This is a genomic window from Sphingomonas sp. IW22 (assembly GCF_041321155.1).
GTDB lineage: Bacteria > Pseudomonadota > Alphaproteobacteria > Sphingomonadales > Sphingomonadaceae > Sphingomonas.
This window is the reverse complement of sequence record NZ_JBGGWB010000001.1, coordinates 877,615-892,988: the sequence shown is the minus strand read 5'-3', so window position 1 is coordinate 892,988 and position 15,374 is coordinate 877,615. Positions and strand designations below refer to the sequence as shown.

Below are 15,374 nucleotides of genomic sequence, written 5' to 3'. Positions count from 1 at the left end.
CTGACGTAGCGTCACAGGCTGGTTCGATGGACCGAACAGAAGACCGGTAAGCGTGACCGGGAGCTATACGATCTGGTCGCGGACCCCGCCTTCGTCATCCCAACGGTTGTGCAAAGTTGAGGCCGGCCCAGAGCCGTTTTCAGGCATCGCAGAGCTGCGGGTCCGCGGTTCTGGCGCGGTGTGCCATGAACAAAACGACCAGCAGCCCGATCAGCGATGTCGCTGCGCCTGCCAGTGCCACCGTTGGATAGCCCCAGCCCGCCGCGATGACGCCGCCGCCAAGGGCCGCGCCCAGCGCGTTGCCGAGATTGAAGGCGCCGATATTGACCGCCGAGGCAAGGTTGGGCGCGTCTGAGGCGGCGGTCATCACCCGCACCTGAAGCGGCGGGACGAGCGCGAAGCTGGCCACGCCCCACAGGAAGATCAGCACCGCGCTGACCATCGGCTGATCCATGAACAGCCCAAAGGCGACGAGGATGGCGGAAAGCGCGCCCAGCGTGACGATCAGTGTCCGGTCGACCGAACGGTCGGCATAGCGCCCGCCCAGCCAGTTACCGACGGTCAGGCCCAGCCCATAGACCACCAGCATCGCGGTCACGAAGGCCAGGGACGCCTGGGTTTCGTCGCGCAGGATTGGCGCGATATAAGTGAAGACGGTGAACATCGCGCTCGATCCGACGACGGTCAGCGCCAGCGCGCCGACTACCGGCCCACGCGTCAGTGTGCGCAATTCGGCCAACGGATCGCCGCTGGCGGGTGCCGGCAGCGGCGGCAGCGTCAGGCGCAGCGCCGCCATCGTCGCGACGCCCAGCGCGGCAATTCCCCAGAAGGACGCGCGCCAGCCCAGATGCTCCCCCGCCCAGGTAGCAAGCGGCACCCCGACGACATTGGCGATCGTCAGCCCCATGAACATGGCAGCAACCGCGCTGGCCCGGCGTTCCGGCGCGACGAGGCTGGCGGCGACGATCGATCCGACGCCGAAAAAGGCGCCGTGGTTGAACGAGGTGATCAGGCGCGCGGCCATCAGCATCCCATAGCTGTCCGACACAGCCGCCAGCAGGTTGCCGATGGTGAAGATGCCGGCGAGAGCGATCAGCAGCGTCCGGCGCGGAACGCGGCCGGTGGACAGGGTCATGATCGGCGCGCCGATCACCACGCCCAGCGCATAGGCGCTGACCAGCAATCCCGCAGTCGGGATGGAGATGCCCAGATCATTGGCGATGACGGGCAACAATCCCATCGGCGCGAATTCGGTAACCCCAATGCCGAACGCGCCGACCGCCAGGGCGAGCAGGCCAAGCGTGCCCGTGTGCCGGTGTTCCATGAATCATGCTCCTGCTGCTATATTCGTGCACAAATGGCGGCGCCGCACCCATTGGAATAGCGCCGATTGACGCGAAGGACTTTTGCGATGGACGCAAAGATGAAGGGCGGCGCGGACCGGGCGCGCGCGCTGGCCCTGTTCGCGGCCATTATCGAGCATGGCAGCTTTTCCGCAGCGGGGCGTGCGCTTGCCATGAGCCCATCGGCAGTCAGTCGCGCGGTCGACCGGATCGAGGAACGGCTGGGCGTGCGCTTGCTGCTGCGCTCCACACGCGCGCTGACGCTAACGGCTGAGGGGCAGGCCTATTTTCAGGCGGCGCGGCGCATTCTGACCGATCTTGATGATGCCGAGCAACGGATCGCGGATCAGGGCGCACCGCGCGGCAGGCTACGCGTCAGCGCTGCCCTGTCGCACGGGCGGCTATGCGTGGTGCCGCTGCTCGATCGGTTCGTGGCACTCTATCCCGACATATTGGTCGACATTGCATTGACCGACGCCTTGGTCGATGTCGCGGCGGGGGAGGCCGATGTTGCCGTGCGTTTCGGTCCTTTGCCCGACAGCAGTTTGACGGCTCGAAAGCTGGGCGAGACGCGCCGGGTGATCGTTGCATCCCCAGACTATCTCGCGCGGTTTGGAGAGCCGGAGACACCGGAGGACCTGCTCCGCCACAACTGCCTGAACTTCAACTTTCGGCGCGCCGAGCCGGTCTGGCCTTTCCTGCGCAAGGGGCGGCACTTTTCGCTGACGGTGACGGGCAATCTGGAGGCCAATAACGGCGAAACCCTGGGGCAACTCGCGGCCTATGGCTTGGGGATCGCGCGGGTGGGGACGTTCAGCGTGGCGCGGGAGTTATCGGACGGGCGGCTGACGCCGATCCTCGAACGCTTCAATCCCGGCGATGTGGAGTTGATCCATGCCGTATTCGTCGGCGGCGCGAACATGCCCGCACGTGTGCGGGTGTTTGTAGAGTTTCTGGCCGCGAACCTGCCCTGATCGCAGTCCATGCAATCGCCAACAGGGAAGTCCACATGGTTTTCCACAGGACCATTCGCAAAGGCGGAGCAGTGGCGCCATGCTAGGGCGGCGTGGGCGGATTGCCGCCGCGAACGCGCGTTGATCGTCTCCCCACACAATAGCCAACGCACATGCCCACAACCTTATCCACAAGAGCGAGTGCCGCTTGGGGTCTTCAGCATATCAAAGCGCATGAGCCGGTCGCGGGGCCGCTAGCAGTGAGCGTTCACCGATGTCGCTCACAGATCAGCCAACACCAAGTCCACCGATTTATCCACATGACTATGCACGGCGCGAATGGCCGTGCCGCCATCGCGGGGTGTGAGGTCGCTGAGCCTTGAAGATGACCCTGCGTCGATCGGATCCCCAAAATTACCACAGGGATGTTCACGCAGTTATCCACAAGCGCGCATAGCGGCGTCGTCCTCGCTAGGTTGGTCTCGGCCAACGGCCTGCGTTAGATAATGGCCCACAACTCGGCTGGCATATATACCCACAGGGTTATCCACACGAGCATGCGGTGCGCCGGCGCCAGCGTCGGTACTAGGAGGCGCGTGTTCGCCTTGCCCAGAGTACATATCCCCGTCGATCGGCGTCCACAGATACTCGCCGCAGATGTCCACAACTTTATCCACAAAATGAAGCGCGGCCCTGGCACCGGCGTCAGCAGAGCTTGTGATCGCCTCGCCCTCAAAGCTGACTGATACGCTCGGTCTTGCCGCTGGCACCGATGCCAGTGCGTCGCCGCTTCGCCTCAGGTCGGACGCGCCGCCCGCTCTTGGGGCGCCGCCAAAAGTGTCCCGCTTGCGCGTCGCATTGCTGAAAGATTGACGCGGTACGACGCTCCGGAACCGCAAGTCCGGGCGTCCCCAGTACAGATGTTTTTTACCGCCACGATTCCATTTCACCCCGGCCGCGCTCGGAGCCGCATCGCACGGTCGATCCCTGCGGCGCGATTGGGCGGCGAGGTGCGGTTGCTCGCCTACGCCTCCGGCAATTTCGGTAAGGGCATCGTCTTTGCCGGGGCCGATCTGACGATCCTGTTCCTGCTGACCGACCTGCTGGGCCTGAACGCCGCGGCCGCGGGGACGCTGATGTTGTGGGCGGTGGCCGGTGACCTCGTTTTCGATCTCGCTGCCGCAACCTTGCTGATTAGGTTACGGCGCTTTGGCCGTGGTTATCGCTGGTTGGTATCGGTGGGCGCGGTGCCGTGCGGGCTGGCATTTGCCAGCCTTTACGCTCTGCCGGCACTTGGCGTGCGGCAGGGGTTGATCCTGGCGCTGGCGCTGCTGGCGTTTCGCGGCGCCTATGCCGTGATCGATGTGCCCCACAATGCGCTGATGGCCGAATTGAGCAGCGACAGCCGCACACGCGGTCGCATTTCGGGCTATCGGCTGTTGTTCAGCTGTGCCTCCTCGCTGGCGGTTGCGATGATCCTGACGCCGCTGGTGCAACAGGCGGCACGCGACGGGCAGTTCGAGGGTCTGGCGATCACCGGTTCTGTCGGCGGCGCGCTGTTCGTCGCGACCATGTTGCTCAGCAGCGCCACTACCCGACCCGCCGCGCTTCGCCATGGGGCAGGCGTGGCAAGGGACGGGATCGATATTCCTCTTCGCAACCGGCTGGTCATCGGTATGATGCTGATCGCGCTGATCACCGGGTTGGCGATGCCCAGTTTCGGGCGGATGTTGATCTATATCTGTACCTATGTCCTCGATCGCCCGGATCTGGCCCGGTCGCTGTTGCTGGCGTTGACCGTAGGCCAGTTTGCGGGGGTGCTCGGCTGGACCGCACTGACCGGGCGACTGGACAAGAGCGCGTTGCTGGCGTCGGGCTATGGCGTCAGTGCGCTGGGGCTGATCCTGTTCGCGCTGTGCATCGACCGACCCGACATGCTTGTCGGTTGTGCCGTGGTGATCGGCTTTGGCTTTGCCAGCGTCTACATGCTGCCTTGGGGGCTGCTGGCGGACACGGTCGATTTCGTCGCTTGGCGCCACGGGCGACGGATGGAGACGGGGCTGTTCGCGGGCTATCTTGTCGCGGTGAAGGCCAGCGGCGCGGCAGGGAGCGTCCTGATCGGTTGGTCGCTGGGCTGGCTGGGTTATGTGCCGGGGCAGGTCCAGGCGGAAGCGGTGCGGACGGGAATGCTGGCGGTCGGCCTGGGGGTGCCGCTGGCGGGGTGCATCGGCGCGGTCCTGTTGCTGCGGCGTTTCGATATCGGACACGCTCGTCACGGGCGGGTAATCGTCGCGCTCACCCGCCGTGCCGCACGCCTCAGCCGGGTGCCGATCCGGTCTCAGGATTGAAACGCGGATTGTCGAAGTCGAGCGGGCTGGGCACCACCTCTGCCGGGGGCTTTGCGCTTTCGGTCCATGCGCGGCACAGCATGTCGCGCAGCATCGTCGCGCCTGCCGCCGTCTGGGCATAGACCAGGCGGCGCACATCCCTGTCGCTGAAATCGGCGAATCCGGCGCGCTTTTCCAGTTTGTAGACCGTTTCCATCTTGTCGCCTGCGCGGTCCAGAAAGGCGAGCACAGCATCGAACATGTCGCCCGTCCGGTGACCGGGCGCGTCGATCAGCGGCGCGATGTCGCCGACCTTCAGACCGATGCCGTCGACGAAGCGGCTTTCGAACCGGCCATGGATCGAGCGATCGGTGGTATAGCCGTGTGGATTGTCCCCGCGCCAACCGTCGCTGTTCACCGAATCGTGAAGCGGTTGCGCACCGTCGCCGATATAGTGACCCAGCCGGATGGCGTGGAACGCGCAATGCTGTTCTGGCACGCTGGCGTCGCCGCCCTCCGCCCGGGCGCGGCGGACATGGCGCATGCACACGATCAGTCGCTCATATGCCTCCATTGCGGCATAGGGCAGCGTGCCCGCCCAGCGCACATTGGTGCGCGCGGCGGTGGCGGGATCGGTCGCCTTGATCCGCTGATGTTGCTTGAACAGCGCCAGCACGAACTCGTGACGCGAACGCGGGATCGGACGGACAAAGGTGAATTGCTCCCGAAACCATCCGTGGTTCGGGTCTTCTGCGATTTTCGAGAAGTTTTCCGAATTGCCGCGCCAGCTGTCGGGCAGCGATGCCGATGCCGCGATGTAATCGGCATAGCGGCGCAGAAAGACCGGGCCGTCATCGGGGATCGCCTCGATCGCGGCGCGATCGATCACCGAGTGCGCGGTCCCGCCCCAGGAAAGCGCCGGGGCCGGCGCAAGGGTCAGCGCCGACAGCGCGGCAATGGTCGCAAAAAACAAGGGGCGCATCGGCTGGCTCCGTTGTGGCTGGCGTTCAGGGGTCGAGCGGGTCGCGCGGATCGATCCGCACCGATTGGGGGGAGGGGCGGAATGCGAGTTCGGTGGGGGACAGCCGCCGGCCGATTCGGCCGGGCTGATAGCCCAGTTCCTGCTGGTTGCGGGCGGTGAAGCGGGCGCTGGCGATATACTCGCTCTGACCCGGATTGCAGACGATCAGCGCATCGCGGTCGATCGGCGCACCCATCGCCATCATCAGCCGGGTGGCGTTACGCAAATTGGTGGTGGTGTGCCGGGCATAAGGTTCGATCACGATGGCGGCGGCGGGCACCTTGTATCGTTCGATCAGTGCGTCGCGCATCTCCTTTGCCTCGGCAAAGCGGGTGGCGCGGGGATGGGCGCGGCCGCCGGTCAGGATGATGACGCCCACATCACCGCGCGCGAACCGCTCCGCCGCCAGCCGCAGATGATATTTTCCGAATGCGCTGATGGGCATGTCGGGCGTTTCGGGGCCGACGCCGGTGACGATCATCGCCGGATAGCGATAGGCGCTCCAGTCGAGCGTGCGCGCGCGCTCCATCGCCGGTGCGTTCGGCCCACGGTCGATCGGTTCAAAGCCGATCGCGTCGGTGCGGTCATGCGCGTCCAGCAGCGCCAGCGCCAGCTCGACACTGGGGTCCAGCGCCGCCAGCGATCCTGCGCGCGGCGCGCGCGCCAGCCAGACCGCCGCCTGCAACCGTGCATTGGCCTCTTGCGGGTCCAGCATGCCTGCACCGTCGATTTCGGGATAGGGCGGCAACTGGCCCAGCGCATAGGTGCGAACGATGGCATTGATGCCCGCAATCTCGCGCTCTGCCTGCGCCGCCGCATCGTCGCCTGGCGTCGACAAACCCGGCGTCGCCGCCAGTGCGCGCGTCAGCACCGTTGCATCCGCCTGTGACCATAAAGCCGCCCGCGCGATGCAGGACAGGTCGTCGCCACAGGCCGCGCGTGCCGCTTGCCGCGCGGCGATCAGTGCAGCGATTTCGGAGCGGGCGATCAGCGCCGCCTGACGTTCGGGCTGGCTGGCCAATGCGCCGAACAGGGGGAACAGCCGCTCGGCCAGCATCTCCATCTTCACATCGCGGACCGCCCCGGCCGAAGCCGGAGCGGTTGCGAGGAAGAGCGCCGCCGTCGCGACGATCGGCGCGATCCTCACCACGATTTGCCGACGACCAGGCGGAAGTTGCGGCCGAAAATGGGCCGCCCGTAAATCGCCTCGGCGCTGCCCTGACCGCTCAACGAATCGGTGCGGGTATTGCCTTCGGTCAGGCCGTGCGCGTTGAACAGATTGTCGCCGACCAACTGCAACTGCCAACCATCGCGCCGCAGCGTGATGCCCGCGCCGAACGTGCCATATTCCGGCAGCGCGGTGTTGTTGTACAGGTCGACATAACGCTTACCCATATAGGTATAGCGGCTGTAGATCGACACATCCGTACCACCCGTGTTGAAGTCGAAGCTGGGCCGGATATTGCCATAAACCTTTGGCTGGCGGACGATCTGGTTGCCTTCTGCCTGTTCGGGATCGGCGCCCGTCGCGCTTTCGAAATTGCGATATTTGGGGTCGCTGATCGTCAGTGCGCCGTTCAGGGTGAACCAGGGCGTCACCTGCCACGCGCCGTCGAATTCCACGCCCTTGACCTGTGCTTCGCCGATGAAAGGCACGTTCACGTCGTTGCGGCCCGTCGTCGGGTCAAAGGCCAGGAACGAAGCGTTGAGCGGGTCAAAGTTCGTATAGAAACCCGTGATATACAGGTACGACCGGCCAGAGGCGAGCTTCAGCCCCACCTCATACTGGTCCGCGACCGTGGTGATGATCGTCGGATTGATGCTCATCACGGTCTGCACATTGGGCGGCGTCTCAAGGTGAGAGGCGCGGCCATACAGGCCGATCTGGTTGCTGAAATCGTAATTGGCGCCAACCGTCCAGTTGGTGACATTGGGCGACAACTCGGCATTGACGATCGTGCCGGTAAAGGCGCGGGTGGTATCGTCGGCAAGCGTCGTGGCGTCGCCCAGATTGGCTTGCGTGGTCAGCGCGGCCCAGCCCTGATAGTCATAGCGTTCATGACGGATGCCCGCATCGATGCGCAGCCCGCGCACGATTTCCCAGGTGTCGTTGGCAAAGACGGCGATCATCTTTGCGTCTGAATCGCCCTGATTCAGCGTGGCGGCATGGTTCAGCACGCCATTGTCGGTCACCCGGCCCAAGACGCTACCAGTCGCGGAATAGGCCAGCAGGTCCAGCGTGCGCGGCTTGCCCGCGACCTCGATCAGATAGTTCTGATAGGTGGTCCGGCTATCCTCGCCATACAGGCTGCCATATAGGCCCAGCTTCAGATCGTGACTGCCGAAGCCGGTCTCGAACCGCTTGGCGACCGACAGATTGGCTTGCGCCGAATAGAAGTTGGAATGAATGTCGCGGTACTGGCCCTGCATCACCAGGCCCGACGCGGCATAGGGATCATAGACGGTGTTCGTCCCCGCCAGCACATAGCCAAAGCGCGAAACCGGGCCGAACGCCGTATTGGCACGTGCCAGATAACCATTGGCGAAACTGGTCGCGTCGGCAGGATTGGTGGTCGAATAAAAGGCGGTGAAGTCCAGCTTGCCCTGGGTGTATCCCGCCTTTGCGGAAACCAGCCAGCCGTCATAATCGGCATCATATTGGATGCCGACATTGGCCATCTGCATATGCCGGCCATCGGACAGGTCGCTGGTGCGGTTCTGGATAACGCCGGCGCCGTCGCGATATTTCAGATTGACGTTGCGAAACGCCGGCGAGTTCATCGTGCCTTCGAAATAGTCGATATACGGGTCGAGCGAGACGTTGGGGTCACGCGGGTCGGCCGTCGGGATCGGCAGATAGAACACGTTGTGATCGTTGACGTAATTGAAGTTCAGCTTGACTGATCCATTGTCCAGATCATGCTTGATATTGGCGCGGATCTGGCCGCCCTTGTCGTTGGGAAAGCCGTTGTCGCGATAGCCGTCGTGATAGCGAAGGAACCCGCCCACCGCATAATAGGTGTTGCCGCCCAGCGGGCCGGATTGAACCGCGTCCAGCCGGTAGAGCCCGGTATCGCCCAGCGTCACCTGAGCACGACCGCGCGGCGTATCGGTGCCGGTCACCGTGATTGCGTTGATGATCGCACCCGAATAGCTGGCATAGACCGGGGCGGGGCCGCCGCGCACGACTTCCACCCGCTCGGTCATCAGATCCTGCTTCAGGATCGCGTCGCCGCGAAAGAACACGCCGTCATTTTCGTGAAACAGCGGCAGGCCGTCCTGTTGAAAGCTGACAAAGCCGCCGTCGTTCGGCAGGCCGCGGATGCGATAGATATTCTGGACCTCACCGCCGGTGATTTCGGTTTGAAAGCCAGGCAACTGGCCGATCAGGTCGGCAAAATTGACCGGCGCAATCTTTTCAAAGTCTTCCTGCGACACGGTGTTGATCGCGTAGGACGCATCAAAGCGGCGTTGGGCGCGCGTTGAGCCGGTGACGATGATGTCGTTCGCTTCACCGTCCGCCGGGTCCTGCGCTGCTGTGGTTTCGCTGTTGCCCGTCTGGGCTTGTGCGGGCGCGACAGAGGCGACACTCAGCGCGAACAGCATGGTGCCGGTGGCAAGTACAGTCTTCAGCATGGGACCCCCAGGATCGAATCTCGGCGCCGTCGTTGCGGCGGCCGGGCCCCGTTGGGTTCGCAATGTGACAGTCTTAATTATTTTTACTTTAATAAATAGAAAAACGGTTGGGCGGCGTTAAAAGCCTGCCATGCACCTGCCCGTTTTCGACATCGACCAGCGGCGTCTGTTGCGCGAGTTAAGAAGGGCGGGGCCGCTATCGCGTTCTGCCCTGTCGGCACGGCTGGAACTCAGCCCGACCGCCCTGACCAAGCTGTCGCGCGAACTGACCGCCTGGGGCGTGATCGAGGAAGTGCCCGACAGCGTACAGGCGCGCCGCGGTCGACCGGCGGTGCCGCTGCGACTGGCGGCGGGCGCCGGCTATGCCGTGGGCGCGACGGCGCACAAGGGGCTGCTCGACATCGCACTCGTCGATTATGCAGGCGGCACCATCGCCACTCATCATGAGGAATGCGGGCCGCTGAACCCACGCGACTTTGCGCGGCGCGTGCGTGCATGCACCCATGAACTGGTCGACCGCCACGGCCTGTTGGGCCGGCGGATGCTGGGTATCGGCATTGCCGTACCCGGTCCGCCGCTGTCGCCAGCGGGGGATCAGTGGCAAGTGGTCGACAACATGCCCGACTGGCGCGGGGCGGATTTGCGGGAAATCCTGCAGGGCGAAATGGCTTGGCCGCTTTGGATCGAAAACGACGCCAATGCTGCTGCCATCGCCGAATTCCATGTGGGCGGTCTGGTGCGTGAGGTGTCGAGCGCGGTCGTCCTGCTGTTCGGCTTTGGCATCGGTGCGGGCGTGATCGTCGACGGACGGCTGGTGCGCGGTCAGTTCGGCACGGCCGGGGAGATTGGCTGCCTGTTCCCCGGCGACCGGCCGCGCCCCAGCCCGCTGGACCTTTTGTCCTGCCTGCGGGCCAGCGGATGCGAGATTTTCTCCGTGGCTGAAATCGACGCCGATGCGCCGGAGCAGGCGGGGGTTATCGCCTGCTGGATGGATCGTGCGGCGCAACAGCTTGAGCTTGTCTGCAACACGGCCTTCGTCCTTCTCGACCCCGGTGCGATCGTTCTGGCGGGGCCGTTGCCCGGTGCTATCCTGCGTGGGATCGCCGACCGGCTGGATCGTGCCCCGCTCGCCACGGGGGTAAACCAGCGCCGCCCACCCGTTCGGGTATCCAGGTTGCGCGGCTCGCCCATCACGCTGGGTGCGGCGTTTCTGCCGATCCACGGCCCCTTGGTCGAGGGATAGGCGGGCCGGCGGCGCGTTTCGTCGTGCAAGATGTCACGTCGGGACCGCCGTCTGCTTTGCCACCCGAGCCAGATGGTCGAGAAAAGCGCGCACCGCTGGATTGGCGCGTCGACTTTCGGGCCAAAGGGCCGTGACGCCGTGCCTCTCGACGGCGAAGTCCGTCAGCAGGGGGACAAGCTCGTTGCGCGCGACATAGGGGGCGGCGACAAAAACAGCCGTTATGCCGATGCCGCCGCCTGCCACGAGCGCGGCCATGACTGCTTCGCTGGCATCCGCCACAATGCCGGACGAGGGTAGGATCTCGATCTCCCGCTCGCCGATCCGAAACGGCCAGCGGAAGAGTTGACCCGAGCTGCGGTAGCGCAGGTTCACGGTGTCGTGCGTTGCAAGCTCGTCCGGGTGGCCCGGTGTTCCACGGGTCGCGAGATAGGCGGGCGAGGCAAAGGCGCACAGCCTGAGTGAGTGAAGTCGCCTCGACAGCAGGCCGGAATCGGCCGGGTTGCCGATGCGCACTGCCAGGTCGATGCCTTGTCCCGTCAGATCGACGAGTTGATCGTCGAGCCGCAGGTCGATCGTCACGCGGGGATGGGCCGCGCGGAAAGCTGGCAGCGCGGGCGCGATCAGATGCAGGCCGATCGGCAGCGACGCAGCGATCCGCAACATGCCCGAAGGCTCTGCCTGCGCCGCAGTCGCCAACTGTCCGATCGCCTCTACATCCTGCAGCAGCTTGAGCGCGCGCTCATGCAGGTCTTGACCCTCAGGCGTGAGGGACAGCGAACGGGTGGTGCGCGTGAACAGCGAAATGCCGAGCTGCTGCTCCAGCCGCTGCACACTCTTGCTCACCGCCGAGGGGGAAATCGCCAGCTGGCGGGGGGAAGCCGCGGTTATGCCGAATATGTCACGGTGCCCGCTGCCGAACTGGCGCTCAAGCCGGCGGGTATCGATCACCTCCATGCGGCGGCGGCCCCGATGTCCGTGCTGACCGCGTGGCAGTTTCTGATCACTCAGGGGCATGACGTGGTGAACCCGCTACAGCCGGAGCAGCATGTGCCCGTGCCGCTTCACGGCAGGACCGTGTTGGTGAACGGCGCGGCAGGTGGGGTGGGCCATCTGGCGTTGCAACTGGTGAAATGGCGGGGCGCCCGGGTGATCGCCGTTGCATCCGGCGTGCGCGAGGCGATGCTCCGCGATCTGGGCGCCGACGCCTTTGTCGATTATAGCCGAGCCGCTCCTGAAGATGAGATTCGCGACGTTGATCTCGTCGTAGACGCCGTTGGCGGTGCGAAAAGCCCCCGCTTCCTGCGCACACTGAAACCTGGCGGAGCACTGTTCCCCATTTTCGGGCTTGGGTATGAGGATAATGGCGAGGCCGCCCGGCTGGGGATTACCGTATCGACGACCCAAGTCCGCTCAAGCGGGGCTCAACTGGCGGAAATCGCGCCGCTGCTAAACGATGGCACGCTTCGGGTCGCCATCGACAGCGTCTACCCGCTCGCCGATGCCAGTCGTGCGCATGAACGGGCGGCGAAGGGGCATCTGGCCGGCAAGATTCTGCTCAAGGTGACCTGACGCATGAATCGCGGGCGACAAGCCTTCGCTACGCCCGGTTCGCAACAATCCGAATGCTGTTTCACAAGAGTATTGAAGCTGATGTCCAGCCGGTCCGCCCATTTGTAGCATAGGGCGCCTGACGAAGCATTGATCTGCTGGTTTTCGCACGATCTCCGCAACTTAGTGCGAAGATGGTGACCCCTACGGGAATCGAACCCGTGTTTCAGCCGTGAAAGGGCCGCGTCCTAACCGCTAGACGAAGGGGCCGTTGAGGCGAGCCGCGCCAGTAAGGGAGGTCGGCATGGCGGTCAAGCGACAATTTCAACATTTGTTCAATTTGCCCAGGCGGCGTCATCGATATGCAGTTCGGCTTCACCCCGGCCGCTCCAGTCGTCGCGCCGCGCCCGACCCGCCAGCCACAGGCGGCGGTGCGGGGGGCAGCCGAGCAATGCGGCGCCCAGTTCGGTGTCGGCCATGCGAAAGGCCATCGCCTTCAGGCTGCGGCCATCGTCGCCCGCGACGATCGCACGGACATGGCCGTTACCGACCCGGTCGGCGCGGATCACGCGCACGGGGCCGGCGGCGACACGCGGGCTGGGCCAGCCCATGCCATAGGGGCCGCCCGCCTCCATCGCGTCAACCAGATCGGCACAGACGCCGCCGGGCGCCAGCACCGCGTCGAGCAGCAGCGCGCGATCTTCACGCGCGCGGGCGACGGCGTCGCTTAGCCGCTGCTCCAGAAAGGTCGTCAGCGCTGCGACGCCGCCGGACGCCACGGTCACCCCGGCCGCCATGGCGTGGCCGCCACCGGCCAGCAGCAGACCCTGTTCCTTGGCCGCCAGAATCGCTGCGCCCAGGTCGACACCGGGGATCGAGCGGCCCGATCCCTTGCCCACCCCGTTTTCGTCGAGTGCGATGACCAGCGACGGGCGGCCAAGCTTTTCCTTCAGCCGCCCGGCGACGATGCCGATCACGCCGGGGTGCCAGCCGTCACCCGCAACGACGGCGATGGCGCAATCGCCGCGACACATTGTTTCGGCGGCCTCCTGTACTTCCGCTTCGATCATGCGGCGCTCTTCGTTCAGCCGGTCGAGTTCGGCGGCGATTGCCTGTGCCTCTGCCGGGTCGCGCGTGGTCAACAGGCGGACGCCAAGGTCTGCGCGGCCCACACGGCCACCGGCATTGATGCGCGGACCAAGCGCAAAGCCCAGATCGGTCGCGGTGGGCGCGCGTTTCAGTCGGGACGCGTCGATCAGCGCGGACAGGCCGATATTGCGGCGCCCGGCCATGACCTTCAGCCCCTGTGCGACAAAGGCGCGGTTCAGCCCCTTGAGCGCGGCCACGTCGGCAACCGTGCCCAGCGCAACGATGTCGAGCAGGTCGATCAGCCGCGGTTCGGCGCGGGCGGCAAAAAAACCGCGCGCGCGCAGTTCACGCAGCAGCGCCGCCGCCAGCAGGAAGGCGACACCGACGGCCGCCAGATGCCCGTGCGCGGCCCCGGCATCCTCGTCCATGCGGTTCGGATTGACGATGGCATGAGCGACGGGCAGCTCGGTGGAGCATTTGTGGTGATCGACCACCACCACGTCGACGCCCGCGTCGCGTGCCATGGCCAGCGCGTCAAAGGCCTGTGCGCCGCAATCGACCGTGACGATCAGGCTGGCGCCTTCACCGGCCAGTCGCACCAGCGCCTCGCCAGAGGGGCCGTAGCCCTCCATCAGGCGGTCGGGAATATAGGGGCGCGCCTCGATCCCCAGATCGCGCAGGATCAGGATCATGAGGGCGGCGGACGTTGCGCCGTCGACATCGTAGTCGCCGAATACGGCCACCTGCTCGCGCCGTTCGACGGCGTCGGCCAGCCGGGTGGCGGCGACGTCCATGTCACGAAAGATAGAGGGGTCGGGCATGAAGCCCCGGATCGACGGTGCGCGGTGCAGCTCCAGCGCCTCACGCGGGCATCCGCGTGCCAGCAACAGGCGGGTCACCAGATCGTCGGCGACAAAGCCCGCATCCAGCGTGTCGCCCGCCAGCCCACGCCAATGCCATGGCTGACCCAGGATGGAGCGAGTTACATTACAGACGGGAAGCATCCCCAGCCGGTTAACGACACAAGCTGCGCCCGGCTAGAGGGGCGGGACCGGATCGTGCCGGTCCCGCCTGAGCGCCATCACTTGGCGGTCACCGGGTCGATGCCCTGTTCGTTGATCCATTCGCCGCGCGTCGCGCAAAGCGTGCGGCGCACCCGCGAGCCGGGCAGTTCGGTCTTGACGCAGATGTTGCGGTCCATCGCGACCGGGGCAGGGGCGGCTGCCGCGACTGTTGCGGGGGTAGTTTCTTCGGCACTGGCGATCCCGGCGCAGAAGGTGGTGCCGGCGATCAGGCTGAGTGCGGCAAAGACGGTGCGGGTGGCGATCGAGTAGGTCATTTTTCTGTCTCCCTGGATGTTGTCAGGCTTGTTCGCCTGCATGCCGGAGACTTTGCACCCATCGTGCCAATTTGCGGGACGCCCGGAAATCCAAGGTTTTTGGTTCGAGCACCCCCGTAAATGGTGAAAAACGCCACCCTGCACGCCATCATTTAGCGTGCTTCACCTATCGCAGCCAGCGACCCTCGCGAAACCATTTGGTGAAGATGTATTTGGTGCCCTCCACCACGGCCGTACCCTCATGCAGGGTCAGTTCGTTGGGGCTGCCGTCGGGCTTCATGTTGTTCCAGATCAGCAGCATTCGGCGGCGCGGCGGGATGCGGATGCCCGCCTGCGGGAACCAGGTCGCGCCGCCTTCCTCCACATCGTTGAGATAGGCCATGGTGGTCCAGGTTCGCTGGCCGCCATGCGCCTGCATCGCGGGCCAGTAAGGCTCACTTTCGTGGAAGAAGTCATGATGCGCGCGGAATTGCTGGCCGGCGGCATAACGTTGACCCTGCATGGTTTCGCCCTGTTCAGGGGCGATGCCCATGAGTGCGGCGACCCGTTCATCGATGGGTCGGATGTCGGGGGAATAGCGGTCCATGTCGCAGCTTTCGCTGGTGCGAAACTGATCGTCCTTAGACTGGGTGAGCAAGGTTGAGGGCCGCCGCCCGATATCGATCAGCGCCATCAGCATGTCGCACTCGGCGTCGCTCAAGAAATCGAGGTGGTAATATACCTGCGCCTCGTCGATCGATACGCGGGTGATCGCGGGGTTGGCATCCAGCCGCGCGGCGACGTCGCGGCCAATGGCTGCGCGGATCGCACTGGGGCTGCCGACGGGATTGGGGGCAGTGGCCATGCCCCTATTCCTGCCGCGTGCGCGCGGCCAA

At 65.1% G+C, this 15,374-nt stretch carries 12 protein-coding genes and 1 tRNA gene; 4 read left to right on the top strand and 9 right to left on the bottom strand.

Translation table 11 applies throughout. The features are described 5' to 3' along the window. Positions 1–139: 139 nt before the first annotated feature. Positions 140–1,324, bottom strand: a complete 1,185-nt coding sequence (locus ACAX61_RS04520; protein WP_370713612.1) for an MFS transporter — start codon at positions 1,322–1,324, stop codon at positions 140–142. 87 nt (positions 1,325–1,411) lie between these two features. Between ACAX61_RS04520 and ACAX61_RS04515 the strand changes: the two genes are divergently transcribed. Then, complete coding sequence (locus ACAX61_RS04515) at positions 1,412–2,317, top strand: LysR family transcriptional regulator (protein WP_370713611.1); 906 nt, start codon at positions 1,412–1,414, stop codon at positions 2,315–2,317. A 989-nt stretch (positions 2,318–3,306) separates the two neighbouring features. Next, complete coding sequence (locus ACAX61_RS04510; RefSeq protein ID WP_370713610.1) at positions 3,307–4,644, top strand: MFS transporter; 1,338 nt, start codon at positions 3,307–3,309, stop codon at positions 4,642–4,644. On the opposite strand, the gene ACAX61_RS04505 is transcribed toward ACAX61_RS04510, so the two are convergent. Genes ACAX61_RS04505 through ACAX61_RS04495 form a run of 3 tightly spaced genes read right to left on the bottom strand, consistent with a single transcriptional unit; the run spans position 4,613 to position 9,280 of the window. Continuing rightward, positions 4,613–5,605: a phospholipase C/P1 nuclease family protein gene (locus ACAX61_RS04505; RefSeq protein ID WP_370713609.1), complete on the bottom strand. Its 993-nt coding sequence runs from the start codon at positions 5,603–5,605 to the stop codon at positions 4,613–4,615. The genes ACAX61_RS04510 and ACAX61_RS04505 overlap by 32 nt on opposite strands. A 25-nt stretch (positions 5,606–5,630) precedes the next feature. Then, positions 5,631–6,794, bottom strand: coding sequence for a YdcF family protein (locus ACAX61_RS04500; RefSeq protein WP_370713608.1), 1,164 nt, complete (start codon positions 6,792–6,794; stop codon positions 5,631–5,633). Next, positions 6,788–9,280 (bottom strand): TonB-dependent receptor, encoded by a 2,493-nt coding sequence (locus tag ACAX61_RS04495; protein WP_370713607.1) that lies wholly within the window; start codon positions 9,278–9,280, stop codon positions 6,788–6,790. The genes ACAX61_RS04500 and ACAX61_RS04495 overlap by 7 nt, the downstream gene beginning before the upstream one ends. Before the next feature lie 130 nt (positions 9,281–9,410). On the opposite strand from ACAX61_RS04495, the gene ACAX61_RS04490 reads away from it, so the two are divergent. Next, complete coding sequence (locus ACAX61_RS04490; protein ID WP_370713606.1) at positions 9,411–10,523, top strand: ROK family protein; 1,113 nt, start codon at positions 9,411–9,413, stop codon at positions 10,521–10,523. Positions 10,524–10,556: 33 nt separating this feature from the next. Here the strand turns inward: ACAX61_RS04490 and ACAX61_RS04485 are convergent, their stop codons facing one another. Further along, positions 10,557–11,477 (bottom strand): LysR family transcriptional regulator, encoded by a 921-nt coding sequence (locus ACAX61_RS04485; RefSeq protein WP_370713605.1) that lies wholly within the window; start codon positions 11,475–11,477, stop codon positions 10,557–10,559. 15 nt (positions 11,478–11,492) lie between these two features. On the opposite strand from ACAX61_RS04485, the gene ACAX61_RS04480 reads away from it, so the two are divergent. Further along, positions 11,493–12,092: a zinc-binding dehydrogenase gene (locus ACAX61_RS04480; RefSeq protein WP_370713604.1), complete on the top strand. Its 600-nt coding sequence runs from the start codon at positions 11,493–11,495 to the stop codon at positions 12,090–12,092. Positions 12,093–12,266: 174 nt separating this feature from the next. Here ACAX61_RS04480 and ACAX61_RS04475 read toward each other — a convergent pair. The 4 genes from ACAX61_RS04475 to ACAX61_RS04460 all read right to left on the bottom strand — a co-directional run bounded on the left by ACAX61_RS04475 (position 12,267) and on the right by ACAX61_RS04460 (position 15,343). Next, positions 12,267–12,341: transfer RNA gene (locus ACAX61_RS04475), tRNA-Glu, on the bottom strand. Positions 12,342–12,406: 65 nt separating this feature from the next. Next, positions 12,407–14,164, bottom strand: coding sequence for a single-stranded-DNA-specific exonuclease RecJ (recJ, locus tag ACAX61_RS04470; protein WP_370713603.1), 1,758 nt, complete (start codon positions 14,162–14,164; stop codon positions 12,407–12,409). Between the two features lie 77 nt (positions 14,165–14,241). Next, positions 14,242–14,499 (bottom strand): hypothetical protein, encoded by a 258-nt coding sequence (locus ACAX61_RS04465; RefSeq protein WP_370713602.1) that lies wholly within the window; start codon positions 14,497–14,499, stop codon positions 14,242–14,244. A 166-nt stretch (positions 14,500–14,665) separates the two neighbouring features. Next, positions 14,666–15,343, bottom strand: coding sequence for a 2OG-Fe(II) oxygenase (locus ACAX61_RS04460; protein ID WP_370713601.1), 678 nt, complete (start codon positions 15,341–15,343; stop codon positions 14,666–14,668). Positions 15,344–15,374 lie beyond the last annotated feature (31 nt).